Source organism: Muricoccus nepalensis, from assembly GCF_006438825.1.
Lineage (GTDB): Bacteria > Pseudomonadota > Alphaproteobacteria > Acetobacterales > Acetobacteraceae > Roseomonas > Roseomonas nepalensis.
On record NZ_RCZP01000019.1, the window covers coordinates 13425 to 39653 of the forward strand.

The following is a 26229-nucleotide window of genomic DNA, read 5'->3' on the forward strand; positions in this document are numbered from 1 at the left end:
CAAAGCTCCCGCCTGCGTCGACAGGGGCTTACCCTCACTCAGGCGAGCGTCCGAAGACATGCCCCACCCGCTCCGTTCCCTGGAGCCGCTTCGCGGCCGCCTGCGTCGCATCGGCATCGTGCCGCGGCTGCTCGTCGCGTCGCTGCTTGCGGTGGCGGTGGCGGTGGTCGCCGTCCAGGCCTGGACGCTGCGCGTGGCGCGGGAGGCCGGGCTGGAGGCCTCGCAGAAATCGCTCGGGATCAACCTGGCGGTGCTGCACCGTGAGCTCTCCCTCCTCGGCACCGAGTGGCGACTCACCGGGGACGGCACGCTCACCCTGGGCGGCGTTCCCGTGAATGGGCGCGAGGACCTGGTCGATCAGGTCGGCCGCGTCGCGGGCGGCGTCGCCACGATCTTCGCCGGGGACACCCGGGTGGCGACGAGCCTGCGCCGCCCCGACGGCGCGCGGGCGGTGGGCACGCAACTGGCGGCGGGGGCGGCGCGCGACGCCGTGCTTGGCCGCGGCGAAACCTACCAGGGCAGCGCCGAGATCCTGGGCGCGCCCTACCTGACCATCTACGAGCCGATCAAGGACGCGCGGGGACAACCGATCGGCATTCTCTTCGTCGGCGTGTCGCTCGCCCAGGCGCAGGGCGCGCTGGAGCGGATCGTGCGCGAGGCGCTGCTCGCGGGGTTGCTCGTCGTCCTCGTGGTGGGCGCCGTGCGCTGGTTCGCCCTGCACCGCTCCATGCGGCCGCTGGGCGAGCTCGCGGCGAGCGTCCGCGCGATCGCCGCCGGCGATCTCGACCAGCCCGCCCCCTGCGCCGACCGGACCGACCAGCTCGGGCAGATCGGCGGCGCGATCGAGGTCCTGCGGCAGATGGCGATCCGGGCGCGCGAGGCCGAGAAGGGCCTGCTCGTCGAGCGCGCGGCCAAGGACCGGCGCCAGGAGGCCATGGACCGCCTGACCCGCGACTTCGGCACGACCGTCTCCGGCGTCCTCGGCAAGCTGACGACCTCCGCCGAGGGCACGCGCGGCGCCGCGGACACCATGGCGCGGGCGGCGGAGGAGACGCGACTCTCCATGGAAGGAGCGGCCGAGGGCGCGGGCGTGTCGGCGCAGAGCCTCGCCGCCGTCGCCGCGGCCACCGAGGAGCTCACCGCGAGCGTGGGCGAGATCTCGCGCCAGGTGGGCGAAGCGTCCCAGGCCACCCGTGACGCGGTGGAGCGGGCGCGGGCCACCGACGCGACGGTCGAGGGGCTGCGCGAGGCGGCCGGGCAGATCGGCGAGGTGGTCCGGCTCATCTCCGACATCGCCGGCCAGACGAACCTGCTGGCGCTGAACGCGACCATCGAGGCGGCGCGCGCGGGCGAGGCGGGGCGGGGCTTCGCCGTGGTCGCGGCGGAGGTGAAGCAGCTTGCCAGCCAGACGGCGGAGGCGACGGGCCGCATCGGCGCGCAGGTGAGCGCGATCCAGGCGGCGACGGGCGAGGCGGTAGGCGCCGTGCGCGGCGTGGTCTGCACCATCGACCGGGTGAGCGAGATCGCGGGCGCCATCGCGGCCGCGGTGGAGCAGCAGGGCGTCGCCACGCGCGAGATCGCCGTCCAGGTCCAGGGCATCTCCCGGATCACCGACGAGGCCACCCGGGCCATGCGCGAGGTGTGCGGCACGGCCGAGAGATCGGGGGCGATCAGCCGCGAGGTGCTGGCGGCGGCGGACGGCGTGGCCGGGCAGTCGGACGGGCTGCGCCAGGAGGTGGACCACTTCCTGGCCGCCGTGGGCGCCTTCCGCAGCAGCGAGGAGCGCCGCCGCTACGAGCGCATCCCGGGAGGCGAGGCGCCCGTCCAGATCCGCGGCGCGACTCACGGCACGGCCGCGCTGCGCGACATCTCGCTCGGCGGGGCGGCGCTCGTCGGCGGATGGCCCTGCGACGCCGGTGCGGAACTCCTCGTCGGCCTTCCCGGCGGTGGCGACGACCTCGTCTCGGCGCGCGTCGTCAGCTCGCGCCAGGGCCTCCTCGCCGTCGCCTTCCGCCAGGACGCGGCGACGCTGGAGCGCGTCGGCCGCGCGATGGAGACGCTCGGCTACCGCAGCGAGCGGGCGGCCTGAGCCACCCGTGACCTAGCCATCCCCGCGGGCCGGCAGGGCCGCGAAGCTCCGTTGCCCCAGGGGACGGGAAGTGGCACCTCTCGGCGCATGAAGCGCCCCGGCCGCCGGTCCGTCGTGTCCCTTCTCGCCGCCCTGCCGCCCTCGGCCGCGACGGCGCAGCGGGAGGGCTTTGACGCCTTCGTCGAGGGGGTGCGCGAGGAGGCGCGGCGCGGCGGGATCTCCCCCGCCACCTTGCAGCAGTCCCTGACGGGCCTGCGCCCGCTGGACCGCGTGATCGAGCTCGATCGCCGCCAGCCCGAGTCGACCCTCGCCTGGGAGACCTACCGCGACCGTGTCCTTGGCCAGGCGCGGATCGATGCCGGGCGCCGGGCCCATGCCGACAACCGCGCGCTGCTGGAATCGCTGCAGGACCGCTTCCGCGTTCCCGGCCGCGTGCTCGTCGCTATCTGGGGCATGGAGACGAACTACGGGGCCAGCACGGGCGGCTTTGGCGTGGTCGAGGCGCTGGCGACCCTTGCCTGGGAGGGGCGCCGGGCCGCCTATTTCCGCGGCGAGCTGCTGGCGGCGCTCCGCATCCTCGACGCCGGCCACGTCGCGCCCGACCGGATGCGCGGGTCCTGGGCCGGCGCGATGGGCCAGCCGCAGTTCATGCCGACCAGCTTCGAGCGCCTCGCGGTGGACGCGGACGGCGACGGCCGCAAGGACATCTGGGACAGCCGCGCCGACGCGCTCGGCTCCATCGCGAACTACCTCGCCGTGTCCGGCTGGCAGGACGGCCAGCGCTGGGGGCGCGAGGCGCGGCTGCCCGACGGCTTCGACCCCGCGGGCGCGGGGCGCGACACCCCGCGGCCGCTGCGCGACTGGGCGGGCATGGGCCTGTCCTACGCCGACGGCACGGCGATCGCGCCCGGCGACGAGAGCGCGGCGCTTGTCGTCCCCGGCGCCGCCACGGGCAGCCGGCAGGCCTTCCTCGTCGGGGAGAACTTCCGGGCCATCCGCCGCTACAACCCCTCCGACTTCTACGCGCTGGCGGTCGGCCTCCTGTCCGACCGGGTCGCGTGAGGGCCGCCGCCGCGTGCGGGGCGCTGCTGCTCCCGCTGATGCTCCTGTCGGGCTGCTGGAAGCCGGAGCCGGCCACCCTGTCCGGCGAGCCGCGCTACGTCGTGGGCGAGGCCTACCAGCTGCGGAACCTCTGGTTCTACCCGCGCGAGGACTTCGCCCTCGTCGAGACCGGCCTCGCGACGCTGGCCGCCGACTCGCGCCCCGGGCGCCGGATCGCGAACGGGGAGGTGCACGACCCCTCCGCCGCCACCGCTGCCCACCGCACCCTCCAGCTTCCGGCGGTGGTCCGGGTCACGAACCTGGAGAACGGGCGCTCGGTCCTGCTGCGGGTGAACGACCGGGGTCCGGCCGACCCGGGCCGCGTCCTCGAGCTGTCCCGCCGGGCGGGGGAGCTGCTCGGCGTCGGGGCGGGCCGCCCGGCCCAGGTCCGGGTCGCGGTCGAGGGGGACGCGTCGCGGGCGCTGGCGGCCGGGCTGCCCCTCCCGGAATCGTCCCGTCCCCGGATCGAGGCGGCGCCCTCGGGCAGCGTGGAGCGTGAGACGCTGGCGCCGCTGGCCGGCAGCCGCCAGGCGGAGCGGGTGCGGGAGGGACGTCCGACGGCGGTGGCGGTCGCCGGGGGGGAGGCGTCGCGCCCCGCCCCCGCCGTCCCCTTGCCGGAGCAGGTCGTCCAGGGGCCGTCCACGCCGGGCCGCCTGTTCGTGCAGGGAAGCAGCTTCTCGACCCCGGCCGCGGCGCAGCGCCAGGCGTCCCGGCTGGGGGGGGCGAGGGTGGAGCCGGCCGGGCCCGCACGCCGGCCGGAGTGGCGCGTGCGCCTCGGTCCCTTCGCCAACGTGGCGGAGGCCGACAGGGCGCTCGACGAAGCCCTGCGCGGCGGCGTATCGGAGGCGCGGATCGTCGTGGACTAGGGGCCGGGCCGCGTGCCCGGGTGGCGCGGCGGGAAATGGGGGGCGTGAGCATGCCGAAGCGTCGTGACGTGATCGGGGCGGTGGCCGGCATCGGCCTTTCCGCGGGGCTGCTGGCCGGGGAGGCGAGGGCGCAGGGAAGGCCGCAACGGCCCTCGCGCGCGCCCGCGCCGCCGCCGCCGGGGAGCCCCGCCAGCACGCCGCTCGGTCCCGTCGACACCGCCGCGCGCCTCGCCCTCATCATCGACGCGGACACGGGCGCCGTCCTCCTGGAGAAGAACGCGGACGAGCGCATGCCGCCGTCCTCCATGTCCAAGCTGATGACGATGTACGTCGTCTTCGACCTGCTCAAGCAGGGCCGCCTGACGATGGACCAGGAGCTTCCCGTCAGCGAGCGTGCCTGGCGCATGGGCGGGAGCAAGATGTTCGTCCAGCTCGGCACCACCGTGAAGGTCGGCGACCTGATCCGGGGCGTGATCATCCAGTCCGGCAACGACGCCTGCATCGTGCTCGCCGAGGGTATCTCGGGCAGCGAGACCCAGTTCGCGGAAACGCTGAACGAGTACGGCCGGAAGCTCGGCCTCACCGCCAGCAGCTTCCGCAACGCGACGGGCTGGCCGGACCCGGAGCACCGGATGACCTGCCGCGACCTCTCGGTCCTCGCCAGGCACCTCATCAACGACTTCCCGGAGTACTTCCGCATCTACTCGGAGCGGAGCTTCGTCTGGAACAACATCACCCAGGAGAACCGCAACCCCCTGCTCGGGCGCGTCGCCGGCGCGGACGGGCTCAAGACCGGCCACACCGACGAGGCCGGCTACGGGCTGACGGGCACGGCGAAGCGCGGCGACCGCCGGCTGATCCTCGTGGTGAACGGCCTACCGAGCATGGCCGCCCGCCGCGAGGAGACCGAGCGGCTGATGGAGTGGGGCTTCCGCGAGTTCGAGAACGTCTCCCTCTTCCGCGCTTCCGAGACCATCGAGGAGGCGCCGGTCTATCTCGGCGACCGGCTGAAGGTGCCGCTGGTCGGCGCGCGCGACGTCGTGCTGACGCTGCCCCGCCAGTGGCGCCGGAACCTGCAGGTGAAGCTGCGCTACGAGAGCCCGATCCCGGCGCCGGTGGCCAAGGGGCAGGAGCTCGGCAAGCTCGAGGTCTCGGGGGCCGGCGTGCCGCCGATGAGCGTGCCGCTGCTGGCGGGGGTGGATGTCGCGCGGCTCGGCCTTCTTCCGCGCATCCCGGCCGTGATCGGACGGCTCGTCAGTGGCGCCTGACGGCGCCGGCGGGGAGGGGCGCGGCCGGTTCATCACGCTGGAGGGCGGGGAGGGGGCGGGGAAGACCACGCTCTCCCGGGCGCTCGCGGTCGAGATCGCGCTGGCGGGGCACCCGGTGCTGCGCACGCGCGAGCCGGGCGGGGCGCCCGGCGCGGAGGCGGTGCGGTCGCTCATCCTCGACCGCGGGCCCTGGGACCCCGTGGCCGAGGCGATGCTGCACTTCGCCGCCCGCCGCGAGCACGTCGCCCGCACGATCGTGCCGGCGCTGGAGGCCGGGATCTGGGTTGTCTGCGACCGCTTCGCCGACAGCACCCTGGCCTACCAGGGGGCCGGGCAGGGGCTCCCCCGCGACGTCTGGGAGCGGCTCTGCGACCTCGCGCTCGGCGCGCTGCAGCCGGACCTGACGCTCGTGCTCGACCTGACGCCCGCGAGCGGCATGGCGCGCGCCCTCTCGCGCGGGGACGCGAACCGTTACGAGCGGCAGGAGGAGGGCTTCCACCGCCGCATCCGTGAGGCCTTCCTCGCGATTGCCGCGGCGGAGCCGGGGCGCTGCGCGGTGATCGACGCCGCCCGCCCGCCGCCCGAGGTGCTCACGGCGGCGCTGGCCGCGGTCGGCGAGCGCCTCGCGTGAGCCTTCCTCCCGAGCCGCGGGCGAACCCGTCCCTCTACGGACACGACGCCGCGGCCGCCGCGCTGCGCGACGCCGCCCTCTCGGGCCGCCTGCACCACGGCTGGCTGCTGACCGGCCCGGCCGGCGTCGGCAAGGCGACGCTCGGCTGGCGCTACGCGCGCTGGATGCTGGCGGGGCTGCCGCGGGGCACCCCGCCCGGCGAGGCGCCTCTCCATGTCCGGCCGACGGAGCCGATCTTCTCCCGCGTGGCGGCGGGCGCGCACGCGGACCTGCGCGCGCTGGTGCCGGGCACCGGGGAGAAAGGCAAGAAGGTGATCATCCGCGTGGAGGAGGTGCGCGAGCTCGCGCGCTTCCTCGCCATGACGCCGGCCGAGGGCGGCTGGCGCGTGGTGGTGATCGAGGCGCTGGAGGCGATGAACGAGCAGGCGCAGAATGCCCTTCTCAAGACGCTGGAGGAGCCGCCGCCGCGCGCCGTGCTGGTCCTGACCTCCGCCGCGCCCGACCGCCTCCTGCCGACCATCCGCAGCCGCGTCCGCCGGCTGGACCTCTTCCCGCTGGACGAGGGGCTGATGGGCGAGGTTCTCGCGCGCTGGATGCCAGAGTTGGGGGAGGGCGACCGGGCCGCCCTCGCCCGCCTCTCCGCCGGCAGCCCGGGGCGGGCGCTGTCGCTGGCCGACGGGGAGCGGCTGGCCATGGCGCGGGAGGTCGAGGGCTTCCTCGCGCGCCTGCCGCGCCCGGCCCCCGCCGAGCTGCACGCGCTGGCGGACCGGCTGGCGGCCAAGCGCGATGGCAGCGCCTTCGTCACCTTCATCGCCCTGCTGCGGGACAGCCTGGCCACGGCGCTCCGCCAGGCCGGGCGAGGGCAGGGGGCACCGCCCTGGCTGGACACCTCGCCGGGGGGGCGTGGCCTTGCCGACTGGGCGGGGCTGTGGGACATGCTCGGCCGGCTGGCCGATGAGACCGAGACCCTCAACCTGGACCGCAAGCAGGCCGTGCTGACGGGTCTCTCGCGGCTCTCGACCTGACGGACCAGCCCCTATCGGCGCGGGGTCTTGGCATGAGCGACAGCAGCACGGCGGGCAACGGGAAGCGCTTCTTCCTGACGACGCCCATCTATTACCTGAACGGCCAGCCACATATCGGCCACGCCTACACCTCCATCGCGGCCGACGTGCTGGCGCGATGGAAGCGGCTTGGCGGGCACGAGGTCTTCTTCCTCACGGGCACGGACGAGCACGGGCAGAAGGTGGAGCGCGCCGCGCTCGACGCCGGCATGACCCCGCAGGCCTTCACCGACCGGCTGGCCGGGGACTTCCGCGCCATGGCGGAGCGGATCGGCATCTCCTTCGACGACTTCATCCGCACGACGGAGGAGCGCCACAAGCGATCCTGCACCGCGTTGTGGGAGAAGCTGGCGGCGGGCGGGCACATCTATCTCGGCCACTACGAGGGCTGGTACGCGGTGCGCGACGAGGCCTTCTACGGGCCGGAGGAGATCGAGGACCGCAACGGCCAGAAGGTGGCCATCGCCTCCGGCGCGCCGGTGGAGTGGACGCGCGAGCCCTCCTACTTCTTCCGCCTCTCCGCCTGGACGGACCGGCTGCTCGAATTCTACGAGGCCAATCCCGGCTTCATGGCGCCCGAGGGCACCCGGCGCGAGGTGCTGTCCTTCGTGCGCGCGGGGCTGCAGGACCTCTCGATCTCCCGCGCCTCGTTCAAGTGGGGCATTCCGGTGCCGGGCGACGCCGAGCACGTCATGTATGTCTGGCTCGACGCGCTGACCAACTACATCACCGCGCTCGGCTATCCCGACACCGCCTCGGACCGCTGGGGCTTCTGGCCGGCCGACGTGCACCTCGTCGGCAAGGAGATCACGCGCTTCCACTGCGTGCTCTGGCCCGCCTTCCTCATGGCCGCGGACCTGCCGCCGCCGCGGCGGGTCTACGCCAACGGCTGGCTGACCATCGAGGGCCAGAAGATGTCGAAGTCCCTCGGCAACGGGCTCGACCCGCTGGTCCTGGCCGAGGAGTTCGGGCTGGACCCGCTGCGCTACTACCTGCTGCGCGAGGTGCCCTTCGGGAATGACGGCGACTTCTCGCGCCGGGCCGTGATCGGGCGCCTGAACAGCGAGCTTGCCAACGACCTCGGCAACCTCGCCCAGCGCAGCCTCTCGCTCATCCAGCGGAACTGCGAGGGACGCCTCCCCGCGCTGACGGCGCCGACGGAGGCCGACCGGGAGTTGCTCGCGCCGCTCGCGGCCCTGCCGGCCCAGGTGGACGAGGCGATCTCGCGCCAGGCCTACAGCGAGGCGCTGGAGCGGATCTGGGTGGTGGTGAGGCTCGGCAACTCCTGGATCGACGCGCAGAAGCCCTGGTCTCTGAAGAAGACCGACCTCCTGCGCATGGAGGCGGTGCTGCGCAATCTGCACACGCTGCTGCGGGGGCTGGCCACGATCCTGCAGCCCTTCATGCCCGGCACCATGGCGGCCATGCTCGACCAGCTCGGGGTGGGGCAGGGGGCCCGCGCCCTGGCCGACCTCGCGGTGCCGATCGCCGACGGCACGGCGCTGCCGCCGCCCGCGCCGCTCTTCCGCAAGATCGACGAGGCCGCCTGATGCTCGTCGATAGCCACTGCCACCTCGACTACTACGGCGAGGACGAGATCGACGCCGTGGTCGACCGCGCCCGGGCGGCGGGGGTCGGGCGGATGGTGACGATCGGCGTGCGGGTGGAGCAGGCCGCGGCGGTGAAAGCGCTGGCCGATCGCTTCCCGGAGGTCTGGGGCACGGTGGGCGTCCACCCGCAGAACGTCGGCGAGGCGCCGATCCCGAGTGTGGGTGAGATCGTCGCCCTGGCGGACCACCCGCGGGTGATCGGGATCGGGGAGTCGGGGCTCGACTACTTCTACGACAAGGCGCCGCGCGAGGTTCAGCAGGAGAGCTTTCGCCGCCACATCCGCGCGTCCCAGCGGACGGGGCTTCCGCTGGTGATCCACGCGCGGGACGCCGACGACGACATCGCGGCGATCCTCGCCGAGGAGCGCGCGGCGGGCGGGGACTTCCCGGCGCTGCTGCACTGCTTCTCGTCCACGCGCGCCCTCGCGGAGCGGGTGGTGGCGGACGGCGGCTACGTCTCGCTCTCCGGCATCCTGACCTTTCCGAAGAGCGAGGAGCTCCGCGCGATCGCGGCGGACCTGCCGGAGGACCGGTTGCTCGTGGAGACGGACAGCCCCTACCTGGCGCCGGTCCCGCTGCGCGGGAAGCGCAACGAACCCGCGCTGGTCGCCCACACGGCGGCGGTGCTGGCCCGGGTGCGCGGCAAGGACGTGGCGAGCACCACGGAACTCACCACCAGCAACTTCCTGCGGCTGTTTAGCCGGTGCCGGTAAACCATTGATGATAAAAGTTACACTCCTTGGCTGCGGGGGGTCCGGCGGCGTGCCGTTGCTGGGCGGCGAGGACGGGCGAGGGGCCTGGGGCGCCTGCGACCCGCGCGAGGCCCGCAACCGGCGAACCCGGTCGAGCATCGTCGTCCAAGGGCCAGATGATCAAACAATTCTCGTCGATGCCGGACCTGACCTCCGGGCCCAGCTCCTCGACCACGGGATCGGCCGTGTGGACGCGGTGCTGCTGACCCACGCTCACGCGGACCACGTCATGGGCCTGGACGAGCTTCGGATCATGAACCGGATCATGGGCAAGGCGCTGCCGGTCTTCGGCACGGCGCGCACCCTGGCCGACGTGACCGGGCGCTTCGAGTACGCCTTCCGGCCGCCGACGCCGGGCTTCTTCCGGCCAGCGCTGGAGCCGGTGACGGTGGAGGCCGGGCAGGTCGTCCGGCTGGCCGGGCTGGACGTCCGGCTGTTCTCCCAGGACCACAAGGTGATGGAGACGCTTGGCCTGCGCATCGGCGGCTTCGGCTACTCGACCGATGTGGTGGAGATGCCGGAGCCGGCCTTCGAGGCGCTGGCCGGCGTGCGCGACTGGGTGGTCGGTTGCTTCCAGCGCGCGCCGCACCCGGTGCACGCCCATGTGGAGAAGGCGGTCGACTGGGCACGGCGCCTGCGGCCCGCGCGCACGGTGCTGACTCACATGGGCCCGGATCTCGACTGGTCCTGGATGCGGGAGTCGCTGCCGCCGGGGATCGAGCCCGGACACGACGGCATGGTCCTGGAGAGCCCCCTTGGTGACGCATAGATTTTACATAATCTACATTACGCGGTCGATGGCGACGCCTCGGTGAGCCATCCCGAACCCGCCCCCGAGCTCCTCCGCCTGCTCGGCATCATGGCCCGGCTGCGGGCGCCTGACGGCTGCCCCTGGGACCAGGTGCAGGACTTCGCTTCCATCGCGCCCTACACGGTGGAGGAAGGCCACGAGGTGGCGGACGCGATCGCGCGGCAGGACTGGGCGGGGCTGCAGGACGAGCTGGGCGACCTGCTTCTCCAGGTCGTCTACCACGCGCGCATGGCCGAGGAGGCCGGCTGGTTCGGCTTCGGCGACGTCGCGAAATCGGTGAACGACAAGATGGTCCGCCGCCATCCTCATGTCTTCGGCGAGGATGCCGCGCGCGACGCCACCACCCAGACCCTCGCCTGGGAAGCCCAGAAGGCCCGCGAGCGTGCCGCCCGGGCGGAGACGGGAACGCTGGCGGGCGTTGCCGGGAACCTCCCTTCCCTCACCCGCGCCGCCAAGCTCACCCGGCGCGCGGCGCGCGTTGGCTTCGACTGGCCTGACGTCGGCCAGGTCCTCGACAAGCTCGAGGAGGAAGCGGCCGAGCTGAGGGCGGAACTTTCCGCCGCCGACCCGGCGCGGCTCGCCGACGAGGTCGGCGACCTGCTCTTCGTGCTGGCGAACCTCGCCCGGAAGCTGGACCTGGACCCCGAGGCCTGCCTGCGCGGCGCCAACGCGAAGTTCGAGCGCCGCTTCGGCGCGGTCGAGGCGGCGCTGGCCCGGGAGGGCCGCAGCCCCGCGGAGGCGCGCCTGGCGGAGATGGAGGCGCACTGGGCCGCGGCGAAGGCGGCCGAGCGCCGCTAGTCGCCGAGCAGCGCCGCCCAGGCCGCCTCCCAGCTCGCGGCGTCCGGCGCGCAGATGAGGCCCCCTGCCCGGTCCCGCGCGGCGTCGTAGGGGCTGCCGTCGAAATGGGCGGCGTAGCCCCCGGCCTCCCGGTGGATGAGCCAGCCCGGCGCGTGGTCCCAGGGCATCAGCCGGTTGTAGAGGGACAGGTGGGTGTGGCCGGCCGCCAGCAGCCGGTACTCGTGCGCCGCGCAGCCGAGCTGCCAGGTCTTGGCCAGCCGCGGCAGGCGGGCCGCGACGTGGCTCTTCAGCGGCTCCGTCAGGTAGCCGTAGGAGACGCAGCCGACCATCGCGGAGACCGGCGCCGGCGCGGCGACGCGAAGCGGCGCGCTGCGGCTTCCGTCGGCGGCGGCGAGCCAGCTCCCCTGGCCGAGGGCCGCCATCAGCGTGTCGTCCCCGGTCGGGTCGTGGATCCAGGCGGCGACCACCTCGCCCCGGAGGAAGGCCGCGGCCATGCAGCCGAAGAGCGGCATGCCCGCCGCGAAGTTGGCCGTGCCGTCCACCGGGTCCACCACGAAGGCGAGCTCCGCGGTGGCCAGGCGGTCGGCGAGGGAGGGATCGGCGGAACAACCCTCCTCCCCCACCACCACGCAGCCCGGGAAGGCCTCCGAGAGGGCGGCGGCGATCGCGCGCTCCGCCTGTTCGTCGGCGTCGGTCACCATGTCGAGGGGACCGGTCTTGGTTCGGACGTCGCCGGCGGCGAGTCGGCGGAAGCGCGGCATGATCTCCTCGCGCGCGGCCTCGCGCAGGATCGCGTCCACGGCCGCGAGCGCCGCGGCGTCGAGGCCCCTCACGCCGCGCCGCGCTGGGCGAAGCGGGCGAGGTCGGTCGGCGAGAGGCGGACGGACAGGCGGATCGCGTCCTCGGAATCGCGGCGGTCGAGGACCTCGCCGTGCTCGTAGAGCCAAGCGAGGGCCGCGCCGTCGTCGGGCGGCAGGCTGAAGGCCTCGGTGACGTAGCCGGCGCCCACGCGCTCGTCGAGCAGGGCGCGGAGCGCGTCGAGCCCCTCCCCGGTCAGGGCCGAGACGGGGATGGCGGCCGCCGTCGCGGGCGGCGGGTCCTCCAGCAGGTCGGTCTTGTTCAGAACCTCGACCATCCGGGCTTCCCAACCCTCGTCGAGCGGCGCGTCCGGCCCCTCCGCGAGGTCGTTCAGGACGCCGACCACGTCGGCGCGCTGCGCGGCGCTGTCGGGATGGGCGATGTCGCGGACGTGGAGGATGACGTCGGCGGCCGCCACCTCCTCCAGCGTGGCGCGGAAGGCCTCGACGAGCTGCGTCGGCAGCTCCGAGATGAAGCCGACCGTGTCGGAGAGGATGACGGTGCGGCCGGAGGGAAGCCGGATGGCACGCATCGTGGGATCGAGCGTCGCGAAAAGCTGGTCCTGCGCGTAGACGCCGGCGCCCGTCAGCGCGTTGAACAGCGTTGACTTGCCGGCGTTCGTGTAGCCGACCAGCGCGATGATCGGGTAGGGCACCTTGCCGCGCTGCTTGCGGTGCAGCCCGCGGGTGCGGCGGACCTGCTCCAGCTCCTTCTTCAGCTTCACGATCCGCTCCCCGATCAGGCGGCGGTCGATCTCGATCTGCGACTCACCGGGGCCGCCGAGGAAGCCGAAGCCGCCCCGCTGGCGCTCGAGGTGGGTCCAGGAGCGCACGAGCCGGGTGCGCTGGTACTCCAGGTGGGCGAGCTCGACCTGCAGCGAGCCCTCCCGCGTGCGGGCGCGCTCGCCGAAGATCTCGAGGATGAGGCCCGTGCGGTCGATGACCTTGCAGCCCCAGGCGCGCTCGAGGTTGCGCTGCTGCACGGGGGTGAGCGCCGCGTCCACCACGGCCACCTGCACGCCCTGGGCGGCCATGGCGGCGCGCGCGGCCTCGACTTGGCCCTCGCCCAGTAGGGTGCTCGGGCGGCGGGCGCGGAGGGGAAGGACGGCGGTGTGGACGATGGCCACGCCGATCGAGGCGGCCAGCCCGACCGCCTCGGCCAGCCGCGCCTCGGCGGCACGGCTGGCGCCTCGTCCATCGGGGGTGCCGTGGGGTCGCTCCCACGGCAGGATCACGGCGGCGGGGGTCGGCCCCGCGCGGTCAGTCGTGGCTTCCGACAGGGCTTGGCTCGCGGGGCGTGAGGGTCATCGTGGTCTCGCGGGCGGGCGCGCCGCCCTGGGTGGGGGCCTGGGCGCCGGCCGAGGCGGCGTCGAACAGCATGATGGGCGCGCCCGGCATGACCGTGCTGATCGCGTGCTTGTAGACGAGCTGCGTGTGCCCGTCCCGGCGCAGGAGCACCGAGAAGTTGTCGAACCAGGTGATGATGCCCTGGAGCTTGACGCCGTTCACCAGGAAGACCGTGACCGGGGTCTTGCTCTTGCGAACGTGGTTCAGGAACACGTCCTGAACGTTCTGGGACTTGTCGGCAGCCATGGGCTGAGGTCCTTCTTCACTCCGCCCGGCTTTGCCGTGGCGGACCAAGGGGGCGGCTTTTCTTCGCGGCCCGTCCCGGTGATCCCCGGGGTGGTCCCCAAGGTGATCGCCGGGCGCGCCGCCTTTCGGGGACGCGCACCCTCGCCCGCCGAAGCGCCCAACCTCAGCCCTGCGGGGGGGCCTTTGCAAGCGCGCATAGCGCATTCGTCATCTGCGCCGCGCTCAGGAAATGGTGCGCAGGCGCCGAGGCGCCGGGGCCGCCGTCATGCGCGGCGTCGCCGAGCAGCACCGGCACGCAGCCGGCGCGGCGCGCGGCGTCCATGTCGAGGGCGTTGTCCCCGACATACCAGACGCCCGACCCCGCCGGCACGCCGCAGGCGGCGCAGGCCACGCGCATGGGGCGGGGGTCGGGCTTGTCGCCGGCGCCGTCCCCCGCGCCGACGAGGGCGCGGAAGCGCGACGCCCAGCCGAGGCTCGCCGCCTCCGCGCGGAGAAGCGGGCCGGACTTGTTCGAGAGCACCGCCAGCGGCGCGACGCGCGCGGCCTGGGCGAGCAGGTCCCCTGCCCCTTCCATCGGCCGCAGGACCGCGAGGTGCTGGGCGCGCACGGCGGCGTAGAAGAGGTCCCGCGCCCGCTCCCACCGCGCCCCGAATAGGCCGGGGAAGCTGTCCCTGAGGGAGTGGCGGACGCGGGCGCGCACCTCCTCCAGCGTCCATTCGGGCAGCCCCGCGTCGCGGAAGGCGGCGTTCAGCCCGGCCTGGATGGCCGGCCAGCCGTCGACGAGGGTGTTGTCCCAGTCCCAGACGATGGCCCGCGGGCGGATCATGCGGCCCTGTTGCGCGGGCCACCCTTCACGTGGCGCGCGAAGAGGTCGAAGAGCCGCCGCGTCACCGGGCCGGGTTGCCCGTCGCCCACCGGCCGCCCGTCCACGGCCAGAACCGGCTTCACGAAGGAGGTGGCGGAGGTGATGAAGGCCTCCCGCGCCGTGGCCAGGTCGTCGAGGGAGAAGGGGCGCTCCTCCGCCCGCAGGCCGGCGGCCGCCATCTCGGCGAGCAGCGCCGCCCGGGTGCAGCCCGGCAGGATGGCCTCGCCGAGGGGCGGGATGCGGATTGTGCCCTCGGCGTCGACGATCCAGAAGCTCGTCGCCGCGCCCTCGGCCACGAGGCGCGTCGCGGGGTCGTAGAGGATCGCCTCCCCCGCCCCGGCCTCGCGCGCCGCCTGGCGGGCGAGGACGTTGGGCAGGAGGTTGACGCTCTTGATGTCGCGCCGCGCCCAGCGGAAGTCGGGCAGGGTGATGACGCTCATGCTCCAGCCGTCGAGGCTCGCCGGGTAGGGCGCGATGCGGCGCACGGTGACGACGAGGCTGACAGGCACCGGCACCTTCGGGAAGGCGTGGTCCCGCCGGGCGACGCCGCGCCCGACCTGCATGTAGAGCAGCCCCTCCGTCACGCGGTTGCGGCGCGCGACCTCGGCCAGGACGAGCCGGAGCGCGGCCAGCGGCATCGGCAGGTCGAGGCGGATCTCGCGCACGGAGCGCTCGAGCCGCGCGAGGTGGAGGTCCGCGTCCACGAAGCGGCCGTCATAGAGATGGACCACCTCGTAGATGCCGTCGCCGAACTGGTAGCCGCGGTCCTCGATGTTCACGCAGGCGTCGCGCTGCGCGACGTAGCGCCCGTTCACGTAGGCAATGCGCGACATGGGGGTCTGTCCGTCCGGTGGGCCGCGCTAGGAGACCGGGGCCCGGTCCTCGGCCTGCACGCCGAGGAACTTCAGCTTCCGGTGCAGGGCCGAGCGCTCCATGCCCACGAAGTTCGCGGTGCGGCTGATATTGCCGCCGAAGCGGAGAAGCTGGGCCTCGAGGTACTGGCGCTCGAAGAGCTCGCGCGCGTCGCGGAGCGGCAGGGTCATGATCTCGCTCGATCGGTCGAGCTTGAGCATGGCGGGCGCGGACGACCCCACCTCGGGCGGCAGCATCTCGGGGCGGATCGGGTCGGCGGGGCCGCCCGGCGCCATGATCAGCAGCCAGTCCACGAGGTTGCGGAGCTGGCGCACGTTGCCGGGCCAGTCATAGGCCTGCATCGCCGCCATGGCGTCCTCGCTGATCTCGCGCGCGGGCACGCCCGAGTTCTCGGCGGACTTGGCCATGAAGTGCCGCGCGAGCGCCGGCACGTCCTCGCGCCGCTCGCGAAGGGAGGGCATGCGGATCGGGACGACGGCGAGGCGGTAGAAGAGATCCTCGCGGAAGCGTCCCGCCGCGATCTCGGCGGCGAGGTCGCGGTTCGTGGTGGCGGTGACGCGCACGTCCACCTTCACCCGCGTCGCGCCGCCGATGCGCTCGAAGCCCTGCTCCTGCAGGGCGCGGACGATCTTGCCCTGGGTCTCCAGCGGCATGTCCGCGACCTCGTCGAGCAGCAGCGTGCCGCCATGGGCACGCTCGAGCACGCCTTGGCGCCGCGGCTGGGTCAGCGGGTCCGGCCCGCCCTCGACGCCGAAGAGCTCCTCCTCGAAGCGGGACGGGTTGAGCGTCGCGCAGTTCAGCGCGACGAAGGGCTCGTCGGCCCGGCGGGAGCGGGCGTGGATGGCGCGCGCCGCCACCTCCTTGCCGGACCCCGCGGGGCCCGTGAGCAGGACGCGCGAGCCCGTGGGGGCCACCTTCTCGATGGCGTTGCGGATCTGCGCGATGAGGGAGGAGCTGCCGACGAGCTCCGTCTCCGAGCCGCCGCGCAGCTTCAGCTCGCTGTTCTCCCGCTTGAGGCGGGCGGCCTCGAGCGCGCGGGCGACGATCAGCAGCAGGCGGTCGGACTTGAAGGGCTTCTCGATGAAGTCGTAGGCGCCCTGCTGGATGGCCTGGACCGCCGTCTCGATCGTGCCGTGGCCGGAGATCATGACCACCGGCACGCGCGGCTCCTCCCGGTGGATGGAATCGAGGATGCCGAGGCCGTCCAGGCGGGAGTTCTGCAGCCAGATGTCGAGGATGACGAGGCTCGGCCGCTTCTGGCGGAAGGCCGCCAGGGCCTGGTCGCTGTTCGCGGCCTGCCGCACCTCGTAGCCCTCGTCGGCGAGCACGCCGTCGATCAGGGCCCGGATGTCCGGCTCGTCGTCCACGATCAGGATGTCATGCGCCATGGCGCAGCATCTCCGTTCCTTTTTCGTGCAAGCCTTCGAGCTCCGCCAGTCCGTTTTGGGGCAGGGTGAGTGTCGCCCGGGCCCCGCCGTCCGACCCGTCGGCGAGCGTGAGCCCGCCTCCGTGGTCCTCCATGATCTTCTTCACGATGGCAAGCCCGAGCCCCGTCCCCTTCACCTTATGGGTTACATAAGGTTCCGTGAGCCTGTCCCTCTCGCCGTCGCCGGGCAAGCCCACGCCGTTGTCCTCGACCGAGATATGCACCCAGGGGCCGGCGACCACCACCTCCAGGATCACCTGGCCGCCCGCTTCTCCACCGGGGCGCATGGCGATCGCGTCGGACGCGTTCTGCAGGAGGTTGGTCAGGGCCTGGTTCATCAACCGCCGGTCGCAGCGCACCGCGGGCAGCGCGTCCGGCAGGATGAGGTCGTAGCGGATCACGGGGTGGGCGTCCCGCTGCAGGACGAGGGCCTCGCGGACGAGCTGGGCGGGGCTCTCGGCCCGCATGACGGGGTGGGGCATGCGGGCGAAGGCCGAGAACTCGTCCACCATCCGCCCGATGTCGCCGACCTGCCGGACGATCGTGTCCGTGCAGGCCCGGAACGTGTCGGGGTCGTCGGTGATCTGCTTCAGGTAGCGCCGCTTCAGCCGCTCGGCCGAGAGCTGGATGGGCGTCAGCGGGTTCTTGATCTCGTGGGCGATGCGCCGGGCGACGTCCGCCCAGGCCGCGGTCCGCTGCGCCGAGAGGAGCGCGGTAATATCGTCGAAGGTGAGGACGTAGCCGGACACCCCGCCGGCGTCGAACTCGGCGCCGATGCGGGCGAGCAGCGTGCGGCGGCCGGAGGGGCCGGGCACGGGGATCTCCTCCGTCCGCGCGCGCTCGGGCGTCGCCGCGGCGGCGGCGAGGAAGGCGCGGAACTCCGGCACCACCTCGTCCAGCGGCTCGCCCACGGCGGCCTCGAGGTCGCGACCGAGAAGCTCGCTCGCGGGACGGTTGGGCAGGTTGATCCGCCCGTCTGCGTCGAGGCCGATCACCCCCGCGGAGACGCCGGCCAGCACGCTTTCGGTGAAGCGGCGGCGGTCGTCGAGCTGGCGGTAGGCCTCGAGCAGCTCGCTCCGCTGGGCCGCGAGCTGGTTGGTCATGCGGTTGAAGGCGCGGGACAGGCTGCCGACCTCGTCGTCCGCCCGGCCCTCCTCCACCCGAAAGGAGAGGTCGCCACCCCTCACCCGCTCCGCCGCGTTGATGAGGCGCGAGATCGGGCGGGCGATCTGGTTCGCCATGACGAGGCCGATCAGCACCGCCGCCAGCAGCACAAGCAGGGTCGCGATGGCGAAGATGAGGGCGAAGGTGACCTGCAGGCCCGAGCGGTTGCGGTCGAGCTGGTCGTATTCCTGGAAGGCCAGCTCCGTCCGCTGCATGTGCTCGATGATGGAGGGGTCCATCGGGCGGTCGATCATCAGCATGAGGCCGGGATCGATGTCGAGGGCGACGAGCCCCCTCACCCGCCCCTCCTCGCCCTCGGAGGCCAGCACCGCGACGTCGCCCTGGCGGGCGATCTCCATGGCCCAGGCCGGCGGCGGGTCGATCACGAGCGCGTTGCCGAGCCCCGCGCTCGCGATCACCCGGCCGAGCACCGGCTCGAAGACGGTCGCCTCCGTCAGCCCGCGCAGCGCGGTGTGGGTGGTGAGCACCCGGCTGAAGCCGATGGTGTTGTCGGGCAGCATCGGCGCCGCCCGGTTCAGGTCGGCCGCCATGGCCAGCGCGTCGGCCCGGATGGTGTTGCGGTTCTCGTCGAGATAGGCGCGCGACGCCACGAGGCTGGCCTCGAGCGTGTCGCGCACCTTGTCGCCGAACCAGGCCTGGATGCCGAGCTCGAAGAAGACGGCCGCGAAGACCGCGACGAGCAGCGCCGGCACCACCGCGACGACACCGAACAGCATGACGAGGCGGACGTGCAGGCGCGACCCGGCGCTGCCCCGCCGCCGCTCCGCCCAGACCCGGACGAGGCGCCCCGCGAGGCTCGCCAGCAGCAGCAGCACCACGGCCGCGTTGAAGAAGACGAGGACGGCGGTCTTGGCCGGGCTGGTGGCGCCGAAGGGATTGCCGCCCGAGAGCACGGCGAAGGAGGCGATGCCGAGCAGCAGCGCCCCCACCGCCAGCGCGAGGGTCATGACGCGGCCGAGCAGCATGTCCGCCAGCCGGCGGGCCAGCCCCACCGGCTCCGCCCTGTCGCGGGTCATGGCGCCCCCGTCACAAGAGGCCGCGGACCACCGGCAGCTCCAGTTCCCGGATCTTCTTCCGCAGGGTGTTGCGGTTCAGCCCGAGCATGGCGGCCGCCTTGATCTGGTTGCCCCGCGTGTTGGCCAGCGCCAAGCGCAGCAGCGGCCGCTCGACCTCCGCCAGCACGCGCTCGTAGAGGTCGCGGACCGGCAGGCCGTCGCGCTGCGCGCTCATGAAGGTCGCGAGGTGGCGCTCCACCGCCTGCTCCAGCGTCTCCGCGCTCGCGGGGGCGGAGGGCGCGCCGGGGGCGGGCTCGGCCTCGGCCAGCTCGGCCGCCACCGCGTCCTCGCCGATCACCTCCTGCGGGTAGAGGGCGGCGAGGCGCCGCATCAGGTTCTCCAGCTCGCGCGCGTTGCCTGGCCATGGGTGGGACTTCAGCCGCTCCACCGCCCCGTTGTCCAGCGACTTGCCCGGCAGCCCCGCGGCCCTGGCGCGGTCGAGGAAGTGGCGGGCGAGCAGGGGGATGTCTTCCGCCCGCTCGCGCAGCGGCGGCAGGCGGATGGGCACGACGTTCAGGCGGTAGAAGAGGTCCTCGCGGAACAGGCCCTGGCGGATGGACTGGCGCAGGTCCCGGTGGGTGGCGGCCACGATCCGCACGTTGGCCTTGATGGGCGTGCGCCCGCCGACCGTCGTGAACTCGCCCTCCTGCAGCACCCGCAGGAGGCGGGTCTGGGCCTCGGAGGGCATGTCGCCGATCTCGTCGAGGAAGAGCGTGCCGCCGGCGGCCTGCTCGAAGCGGCCGACGCCGCGGGCCATGGCGCCGGTGAAGGCGCCGCGCTCGTGGCCGAAGAGCTCCGCCTCGATCAGGTCGCGCGGGATGGCCGCCATGTTGACGGCGACGAAGGCGCCGCTGCGGCGCCGGGAGTAGTCGTGCAGCGCGCGGGCGACGAGCTCCTTCCCCGTGCCGGACTCGCCCGTGATCATCACGGTCAGGTCGGTCGTCGTGAGTCGGGCGACCGTGCGGTAGATCTCCTGCATCGCGGCGGAGCGGCCCACCAGCGGCAGGCGCTCCTCCTCCGGCTCCTCGGCCTCGGGCGGGGGCACGACCGGGGCGGCCAGGGCGCGGCCGACGAGGGAGAGGAGGTCCTTCAGGTCGAAGGGCTTGGGCAGGTAGTCGAAGGCGCCGCGCTGGGCGGCCTTTAGCGCGGTCGCGAAGGTCGACTGCGCGCTCATCACCACGACCCGAAGCTCCGGCCGGACGCGGCGGATGCGGGGGACGAGGTCGAGCCCGTTCTCGTCGGGCATCACCACGTCGGTGATGACCATGTCGCCCTCCCCGTCCTCCACCCAGCGCCAGAGCGTCGCGGCCGAGGAGGTGGCGCGCACGTTGTAGCCGGCCCGGCCCAGCGCCTGGGCGAGCACGGTGCGGATGGCGCGGTCGTCGTCGGCGATAAGAATGGTGCGTTCGGTCATCGGGTTCTTTGATTGGGTACGGGGGCTTGGGACGGGCGTAACCCCGCCGGCGCGCTGGTCAGGCGGGCTGGCGCAGCCGGGCGGGGGCCGGCGGCGCCCCGCTGGTCGGCGGCATGGCGAGCGAGAGCCGGAAGGAGGTCCGGCCCGGCCGGCTCTCGCACGCAATCAGCGCGCCATGGTCGGCGACGAGCTTGGCCACGAGCGCGAGGCCGAGCCCCTGCCCGCCCCGCTTTGTCGTGATGAAGGGCTCGAACAGCGTCGCCCGGACCTCCTCCTCAATGCCGGGCCCGTTGTCGCGGACGCTGACCTCGAGCGGCAGGTGGACGCGCTCCAGCGAGCCGGGGATGGCCAGGCGCACGCCGTGCCGGTAGGCGGTGGAGAGGACGATCTCGCCGCCGAGCGGGTCGACCGCCTCGGCCGCGTTCTTCACGAGGTTGAGCAGGATCTGCACGAGCTGGTCGCGGTTGCCCCAGACCGGCGGCAGCGAGGGGTCGTACTCCTCGACGATGCGGATGTGCGAGGCGAAGCCGGTCCCGGCGATGCGGCGGACGTGGTCCAGCACCTCGTGGATGTTCACGGCCTCCCGCTCCAGCGGGCGCTCGGAGAACATGTCCATGCGCTCGACGAGGTCGCGGATGCGGTCCACCTCGTCCTGGATGAGGACACAGAGCTCCCGGTCCGCCTCGGGGGCCGACTGCTCGAGGAGCTGGGCCGCGCCGCGGATGCCGGAGAGGGGGTTCTTCACCTCGTGCGCCAGCATGGCCGCCATCGCGCTCGCGCCGCGCGCGGCGCCGCGGAAGTTGAGCTGCCGGTCGAGCTTCTGCGCGGTCGACCCGTCCTGCAGCGTCAGCAGGACGGCCCCGGGCATCTCCGGCAGCGGCGTGCCGCGGGCCGCCACGCCGTCCCGGTAGAGGCGGGGCGACTGGAGGGTCAGGTCGTGGTCCGAGACCGGTGCGTCCGCCGCCCGCACCTGCCGGACGAGGGCCGGGAGGCGGGAATCCTCGGGCAGCAGGTCGGTGAGGTGCATCTGGGAAAGGCTGGCGGAGGAGAGGCCGAGGAAGAGCTCCGCCGCCGGGTTGGCGAAGCGGAAGCGCTCCTGCGCGTCCAGCAGCACGACCGGCACGGGAAGGGCCGAGAGAAGATGCGCGCTGCTGGGCAGGGCCTGGAGGCGGAGGCTGTCGTGGCTGTCGGGCATGGCGGCCTCCTCAGGCGGCCAGGGCGGCGTGGCCGGCGCCATCCGCCGCCGCGCGGCCGGCGTCGCGGAACAGGTCCCGCACCCCCTCCACCCCGGCGTCGAGAAGCGGGCGGTAGAAGGCCTCGATCGTGGCCAGCGCCTCCTCCACCGTCTCGGCGGCGTTGACGCGCACGCGGAACTCGGCGCTGCCGGGCAGGCCGCGCGAGTACCAGGCGATGTGCTTGCGGGCGAGGCGGAGGCCGGGGTTGCTGCCGTGGTGCGACAGCATGGCCGCATAGTGCTCGAGCAGGGTCGCGTGCTGCTCGGCCAGCGGGGGCGCCTCGGGCATGGTGCCGGTGGCGAGGTACTCGGCGACGAGGCCGGGCAGCCAGGGGCGGCCATAGGCGCCGCGGCCGATCATCACCCCGTCCGCTCCGGACTGGCGCAGCGCCTCCTCGGCGTCGAGCGGGCCGAGGATGTCGCCGTTGACGATCACCGGGATGGAGACGGACGCCTTCACCTTGGCGACGAAGGCCCAGTCCGCCGTGCCCGTGTAGAGCATCTGCCGCGTGCGACCGTGGACCGTGACCATGCGGATGCCGCAGGCCTCGGCGATGCGGGCGAGGTTGGGGGCGTTGAGGCTCGCGTGGTCCCAGCCCATCCGCATCTTCAGCGTGACCGGCACCGGCACGGCGCGCACGGTGGCCTCGAGGATGCGGGCGGCCTTGATCTCGTCCCGCATGAGGGCGCTGCCGGCCTGCTGGCCGACCGCCACCTTCTTCACGGGGCAGCCGAAGTTGATGTCGACGAGAGCGGCCCCGTGGTCGACGGCCAGACGCGCGGCCTCGGCCATGACCTCCGGGTCGCAGCCGGCGAGCTGCACGCTGGCCGGGCCGCCGAAGCCGTCGACCTCCACCATCTTCAGGGTCTGGCGGTTCTCGCGGACCATCGCCTGGCTCGCGATCATCTCGCTGACCACCATCGGCGTGCCGCGGCCACGGGCCACCTGGCGGAAGGGAAGGTCGGTCACGCCCGACATGGGCGCGAGGATGACGGGGCGCTCGATGCGGATCCCGCCGAGCACGATCGGACGCAGCGTCGGCCTGCCCTCCGCTTGGGCAGGAACTCCGGGGCTTGGAGGTGTGGGCATGGGCAAGTGCCTATCAACCGGGCAGGTGGGCGGTCAAGAAGCATTGCGTCCGCGCGGCCACAGGCTTGCTCCGGCGACTGCCCCCGGCCCCTGGGCGGCGCTGCCCGCGGCGGCTAGGTTCCGGCGCGATCTGAGGGGGACGGCGGATGCGGGTGGCGGCGTTGCTGATGGCGGCCGGGCGCGGGGAACGCCTCGGCGGGGCCGAGCCGAAGCAGTTCCTGCCCCTGCTCGGGCGCCCCGTCCTGCGCCACGCCGCCGAGGCCCTGTTGCGCGACGGCCTCGTCGACCGGGTCCAGCCGGTTTGCGCGGCGGCCGAGCGGGAGAGGGTGGACGCCGTGCTCGCCGGGCTTCCGGCCCTGCCGGCGGTCACCGGCGGGGCGACTCGCCAGGAGAGCGTCCGGGCGGGGCTGGAGGCGCTGGAGTCGCACGCCCCGTTCTTCGTCCTCGTCCATGACGCCGCCCGGCCCTACGTTCCCGCGGGAACGGTCGCGGCCCTTCTCGCGGCGCTGGAGGAGGCGGAGGGCGCCATCCCCGCCCAGCCGGTCGCCGACACGCTGAAGCTGGCCGAGGGCGACGTTGTCCGGCGGACCGTGCCGCGCGACGGCCTGTTCCGCGCCCAGACGCCGCAGGGCTTCCGCTTCCCCCTCCTCCTCGCGCTCCACCGCGCGGCGCCCGAGGGGGCGACCGACGACGCCTTCCTGCTGGAGGCGGCGGGGCACGCCGTGCGGCTCGTGCCGGGCTCGGAGGGCAACGTGAAGATCACCCTTCCCGGCGACCTCGAACGAATGGAGGCCTCGATGACGGCCATGATGCTGCCGCGGGTCGGCACCGGCTTTGACGTCCACCGTCTGGTGGAAGGCCGACCCCTCTTCCTCTGCGGGGTCGAGGTGCCCCACGCGCTAGGGCTGGACGGGCACTCGGACGCCGATGTCGGGCTCCACGCCCTCTGCGACGCGATCTACGGCGCCCTCGCCGAGGGCGACATCGGCCGCCACTTCCCGCCGAGCCAGGCGCAGTGGAAGGACGCCGACAGCGCGGCCTTCCTGCGCCACGCCGCCGGCCGGATCGCGGCCCGCGGGGCGGTGCTGGCGAACGCCGACGTGACGCTCATCTGCGAGCGGCCGAAGATCACTCCCCACGCGCCCGCGATGATCGCGCGGGTGGCCTCCCTGCTTGGCGTGGACGAGGGGCGGATTTCCGTGAAGGCGACGACGACGGAGCGCCTGGGCTTCCCGGGCCGCGAGGAGGGGATCGCGGCCCAGGCCGCCGTCAGCCTGCTGGTTCCGGCATAGCCGGCGCCGGCAGCCTCTCCAGCACCGACGCGCAAGCGGCCGCGACCTCCTCCCGCAGCGGCCCGGGGCGGGGCGCGTCGACGAGGGTGGTGAACCAGTGCTCCGGCGGGTTCCGCCCGGCGGCGCGGTGCCAGTCGAGGGCGCGGAGCACCGCCTCGGCCGCTGGGGGCAGCCGCGCGGGCATGGGGCGGCCGTCGAGCGTGCCCCAGACCGCGGCCCAGCAGCGCGCGACCGTCCAGGGGTTGTAGCCCCCTCCCCCCGTCACGATCAGCCGCGGGGCTTCGGCGGCCAGCGCCCGGGCGACGGCCAGGTGCGCGTTGTTCGAGAGGGAGAGCCGCGCGAGCGGGTCCTCCTCCAACGCGTCGGCCCCGCACTGGAGCATCACGGCCTGCGGGCGGAGGTGCCGCAGGATCGGCAGGATGGCCGCATGCAGGACGTGGTCCATCTCCGTGTCGTTGAAGCCGGGGGGGACGGGGATGTTCCGGGCATGGCCCCCCGCGCGGTCCTCAAGGCGCCCCGTGAAGGGCCAGCGCCCGGCTTCGTGCACGGAGAGCGTGAAGACCCGCGGGTCGTCCTGGAAGGCGAGTTCCACCCCGTCGCCGTGGTGGGCGTCGATGTCGACGTAGAGGATGTTGGTCAGGCCGAGGTCCAGCCACTCGAGCAGGCCGAGGACGGGGTCGTTGACATAGCAGAAGCCGCTCGCGCGGTCGGGCAGAGCGTGGTGGGTGCCGGCGCCGGGGACGTGGACGATGCCACCCACCCGCGTGAGTCGCGCGGCCAGGATCGCCCCGCCGGCGCTTGTGGCGGGGCGGCGGAAGACCTCCCGGTAGACGGGATTGCCGTGCGCGCCGATGTGGTGCCGCTCCCGCACCGCTGGCGGCACGGACTGGTCCTCCTCCGCCTGGCGGAGGGCCGCGACGTAGTCGAGCGTGTGGTAGCGCGCGAGCTGCTCGACCGTGGCGCGCGGGCTGTCGAGGTAGCGCGCGGGATCAAGCCAACCCAGCGCCCGCACGAGGTCCAGCATCGCCGGCACGCGCGGGATGGCCAGCGGGTGCTTCGGCCCGTAGGTGGAGCCGCGGTAGATCTCCGAGCCGATAAGGAGCGGGCGCCGAGGGGTCAGCGCAGCCTCTCGAGGATCGAGACGTAGTTCGCGACCGCCGCGCCGCCCATGTTGAAGACGCCGCCGAGCGTCGCGCCGGGGACCTGCATTACGCCGGCCTCCCCGGCCAGCTGCATCGCGGCGAGGACATGCATGGAGACGCCGGTGGCGCCGATCGGGTGCCCTTTGGACTTCAGCCCGCCCGAGGGATTGACCGGCAGCCGCCCCCCCTTCGCGACCGTGCCGTCGAGCACGGCGCGCGCGCCCTGGCCCTCGGGCACGAGGCCCATGGCCTCGTAGTCGATCAGCTCCGCGATCGTGAAGCAGTCGTGCACCTCGGCGAAGGACAGGTCGCCGACACCGGTGCCCGACGCGTCGTAGGCGCGGCGCCAGGCCTCCCGCGCGCCCTCGAAGCGGGTGATGTCGCGCGCCGAGATCGGCATCAGGTCGTTCACCTGCACGGCCGCGCGGAAGTGGACGGCCTTGCTCATGGACGCGGCCGTCTCGGCGTCGGTCAGCACCATCGCCGCCGCGCCGTCCGAAACCAAGCTGCAGTCGGTGCGCTTGAGGGGGCCGGCGACGACCGGGTTCCGCTCGCTCTCCGTGCGGCAGAACTCGTAGCCGAGGTCCTTGCGCATCTGGGCGTAGGGGTTGTCGACGCCGTTGCGGTGGTTCTTCGCGGCGATCGCGGCCAGGGCGTCGGACTGGTCGCCGTGGCGCTGGAAATAGGCGTCCGCGATGCGGGCGAAGACGCCGGCGAAGCCCGCGGGGATGTCCCCTTCCTCGCGCCGGTAGGCGCAGCCGAGAAGAACGTCGCCGACCTGGGCACCGGGGATGCCCGTCATCTTCTCGACGCCGATGACGAGGGTGAAGCGGCCGCGCCGGGCGGCCAGGAAGTCCATCGCGCCGTGGATGGCGGCGGAGCCGGTCGCGCAGGCGTTCTCAAGCCGGGTGGCCGGGCGGAACCGGAGCTCCGGCAGGGACTGCAGCACGAGGGAGGAGGGAAAGTCCTGCTTCTGGAAGCCGCCGTTGAAGTGGCCGACGTAGATCGCGTCGACCTCCGACGGATCGATCCCCGCGTCCTCGATGGCGGCCCGGGCCACGCGGCCGATCAGCGCCTCCGCGTCCGGCGCGTCCTCGAGCTTGCCGAAGGGGCTGTGCGACCAGCCGACGATGCAGGCCCCTTCGATCGCGCGCGCATCCATTGCCCCGTCCTCCCGTGCTTCGCCGGGAAGATAGGGTGGGGCCGTGCGATC

23 protein-coding genes are annotated in these 26229 nt (G+C 73.7%); 11 read left to right on the forward strand and 12 right to left on the reverse strand.

From position 1 onward, the window contains the following. Positions 1 to 58 precede the first annotated feature (58 nt). The 10 genes from EAH89_RS17570 to mazG all read left to right on the forward strand — a co-directional run bounded on the left by EAH89_RS17570 (position 59) and on the right by mazG (position 10990). Positions 59 to 2089, forward strand: coding sequence for a cache domain-containing protein (locus tag EAH89_RS17570; RefSeq protein ID WP_140885016.1), 2031 nt, complete (start codon positions 59 to 61; stop codon positions 2087 to 2089). 87 nt (positions 2090 to 2176) lie between these two features. After that, a complete protein-coding gene (locus tag EAH89_RS17575) occupies positions 2177 to 3151 on the forward strand; it encodes a lytic murein transglycosylase (RefSeq protein ID WP_140885017.1) in 975 nt (324 codons plus the stop codon). Further along, positions 3148 to 4056, forward strand: coding sequence for a septal ring lytic transglycosylase RlpA family protein (locus tag EAH89_RS17580; RefSeq protein ID WP_241667072.1), 909 nt, complete (start codon positions 3148 to 3150; stop codon positions 4054 to 4056). Before EAH89_RS17575 ends, EAH89_RS17580 begins: the two co-directional genes overlap by 4 nt. Before the next feature lie 50 nt (positions 4057 to 4106). Continuing rightward, positions 4107 to 5324, forward strand: a complete 1218-nt coding sequence (locus EAH89_RS17585) for a D-alanyl-D-alanine carboxypeptidase family protein (protein ID WP_140885018.1) — start codon at positions 4107 to 4109, stop codon at positions 5322 to 5324. Beyond that, positions 5314 to 5955: a dTMP kinase gene (gene tmk / locus EAH89_RS17590; protein WP_140885019.1), complete on the forward strand. Its 642-nt coding sequence runs from the start codon at positions 5314 to 5316 to the stop codon at positions 5953 to 5955. The genes EAH89_RS17585 and tmk overlap by 11 nt, the downstream gene beginning before the upstream one ends. Continuing rightward, positions 5952 to 6980, forward strand: coding sequence for a DNA polymerase III subunit delta' (locus EAH89_RS17595; protein WP_140885020.1), 1029 nt, complete (start codon positions 5952 to 5954; stop codon positions 6978 to 6980). Before tmk ends, EAH89_RS17595 begins: the two co-directional genes overlap by 4 nt. 32 nt (positions 6981 to 7012) lie before the next feature. Continuing rightward, the gene (gene metG / locus EAH89_RS17600; protein ID WP_140885021.1) at positions 7013 to 8569 is read left to right on the forward strand and encodes a methionine--tRNA ligase; all 1557 of its coding nucleotides are present in this window, start codon (positions 7013 to 7015) and stop codon (positions 8567 to 8569) included. Beyond that, positions 8569 to 9342 carry a TatD family hydrolase gene (locus EAH89_RS17605; RefSeq protein ID WP_140885022.1) on the forward strand — a complete coding sequence of 258 codons (774 nt, stop codon included), beginning with the start codon at positions 8569 to 8571 and terminating at the stop codon, positions 9340 to 9342. The genes metG and EAH89_RS17605 overlap by 1 nt, the downstream gene beginning before the upstream one ends. Positions 9343 to 9352: 10 nt before the next feature. Then, positions 9353 to 10150, forward strand: a complete 798-nt coding sequence (locus EAH89_RS17610; protein WP_140885080.1) for an MBL fold metallo-hydrolase — start codon at positions 9353 to 9355, stop codon at positions 10148 to 10150. Positions 10151 to 10192: 42 nt separating this feature from the next. After that, entirely contained in the window at positions 10193 to 10990 is a 798-nt protein-coding gene (gene mazG / locus EAH89_RS17615; RefSeq protein ID WP_140885023.1) for a nucleoside triphosphate pyrophosphohydrolase, read from the forward strand. On the opposite strand, the gene EAH89_RS17620 is transcribed toward mazG, so the two are convergent. From EAH89_RS17620 to dusB, 10 genes are all read right to left on the reverse strand, one after another. After that, positions 10987 to 11823, reverse strand: a complete 837-nt coding sequence (locus EAH89_RS17620; RefSeq protein ID WP_241667073.1) for an inositol monophosphatase family protein — start codon at positions 11821 to 11823, stop codon at positions 10987 to 10989. The genes mazG and EAH89_RS17620 overlap by 4 nt on opposite strands. Next, positions 11820 to 13082: a GTPase HflX gene (hflX, locus tag EAH89_RS17625; RefSeq protein ID WP_241667074.1), complete on the reverse strand. Its 1263-nt coding sequence runs from the start codon at positions 13080 to 13082 to the stop codon at positions 11820 to 11822. Before hflX ends, EAH89_RS17620 begins: the two co-directional genes overlap by 4 nt. Positions 13083 to 13107: 25 nt before the next feature. After that, positions 13108 to 13440, reverse strand: coding sequence for an RNA chaperone Hfq (gene hfq / locus EAH89_RS17630; RefSeq protein ID WP_140885025.1), 333 nt, complete (start codon positions 13438 to 13440; stop codon positions 13108 to 13110). A 163-nt stretch (positions 13441 to 13603) separates the two neighbouring features. Further along, the gene (locus tag EAH89_RS17635) at positions 13604 to 14266 is read right to left on the reverse strand and encodes an HAD family hydrolase (protein WP_140885026.1); all 663 of its coding nucleotides are present in this window, start codon (positions 14264 to 14266) and stop codon (positions 13604 to 13606) included. Beyond that, on the reverse strand, positions 14263 to 15138 hold the full coding sequence (locus EAH89_RS17640; RefSeq protein WP_140885027.1) for a D-amino-acid transaminase: 876 nt from the start codon (positions 15136 to 15138) through the stop codon (positions 14263 to 14265). Before EAH89_RS17640 ends, EAH89_RS17635 begins: the two co-directional genes overlap by 4 nt. A gap of 27 nt (positions 15139 to 15165) precedes the next feature. After that, on the reverse strand, positions 15166 to 16566 hold the full coding sequence (ntrX, locus tag EAH89_RS17645; protein ID WP_140885028.1) for a nitrogen assimilation response regulator NtrX: 1401 nt from the start codon (positions 16564 to 16566) through the stop codon (positions 15166 to 15168). Then, positions 16556 to 18805, reverse strand: coding sequence for a sensor histidine kinase NtrY-like (locus tag EAH89_RS17650; protein WP_140885029.1), 2250 nt, complete (start codon positions 18803 to 18805; stop codon positions 16556 to 16558). The genes ntrX and EAH89_RS17650 overlap by 11 nt, the downstream gene beginning before the upstream one ends. A gap of 10 nt (positions 18806 to 18815) precedes the next feature. Next, positions 18816 to 20258: a nitrogen regulation protein NR(I) gene (ntrC, locus tag EAH89_RS17655; protein ID WP_140885030.1), complete on the reverse strand. Its 1443-nt coding sequence runs from the start codon at positions 20256 to 20258 to the stop codon at positions 18816 to 18818. A gap of 58 nt (positions 20259 to 20316) precedes the next feature. Further along, positions 20317 to 21453 carry a two-component system sensor histidine kinase NtrB gene (locus EAH89_RS17660; RefSeq protein WP_140885031.1) on the reverse strand — a complete coding sequence of 379 codons (1137 nt, stop codon included), beginning with the start codon at positions 21451 to 21453 and terminating at the stop codon, positions 20317 to 20319. A gap of 10 nt (positions 21454 to 21463) precedes the next feature. After that, positions 21464 to 22582 (reverse strand): tRNA dihydrouridine synthase DusB, encoded by a 1119-nt coding sequence (gene dusB / locus EAH89_RS17665; protein WP_140885032.1) that lies wholly within the window; start codon positions 22580 to 22582, stop codon positions 21464 to 21466. A gap of 146 nt (positions 22583 to 22728) precedes the next feature. On the opposite strand from dusB, the gene ispD reads away from it, so the two are divergent. Continuing rightward, complete coding sequence (ispD, locus tag EAH89_RS17670) at positions 22729 to 23874, forward strand: 2-C-methyl-D-erythritol 4-phosphate cytidylyltransferase (RefSeq protein ID WP_140885033.1); 1146 nt, start codon at positions 22729 to 22731, stop codon at positions 23872 to 23874. Here ispD and EAH89_RS17675 read toward each other — a convergent pair. Both EAH89_RS17675 and EAH89_RS17680 read right to left on the reverse strand, forming a co-directional pair. Next, positions 23852 to 24994, reverse strand: coding sequence for an acetoin utilization protein AcuC (locus EAH89_RS17675; RefSeq protein WP_241667078.1), 1143 nt, complete (start codon positions 24992 to 24994; stop codon positions 23852 to 23854). The genes ispD and EAH89_RS17675 overlap by 23 nt on opposite strands. Continuing rightward, on the reverse strand, positions 24991 to 26178 hold the full coding sequence (locus EAH89_RS17680) for an acetyl-CoA acetyltransferase (RefSeq protein ID WP_140885034.1): 1188 nt from the start codon (positions 26176 to 26178) through the stop codon (positions 24991 to 24993). Before EAH89_RS17680 ends, EAH89_RS17675 begins: the two co-directional genes overlap by 4 nt. Between the last annotated feature and the right edge of the window lie 51 nt (positions 26179 to 26229).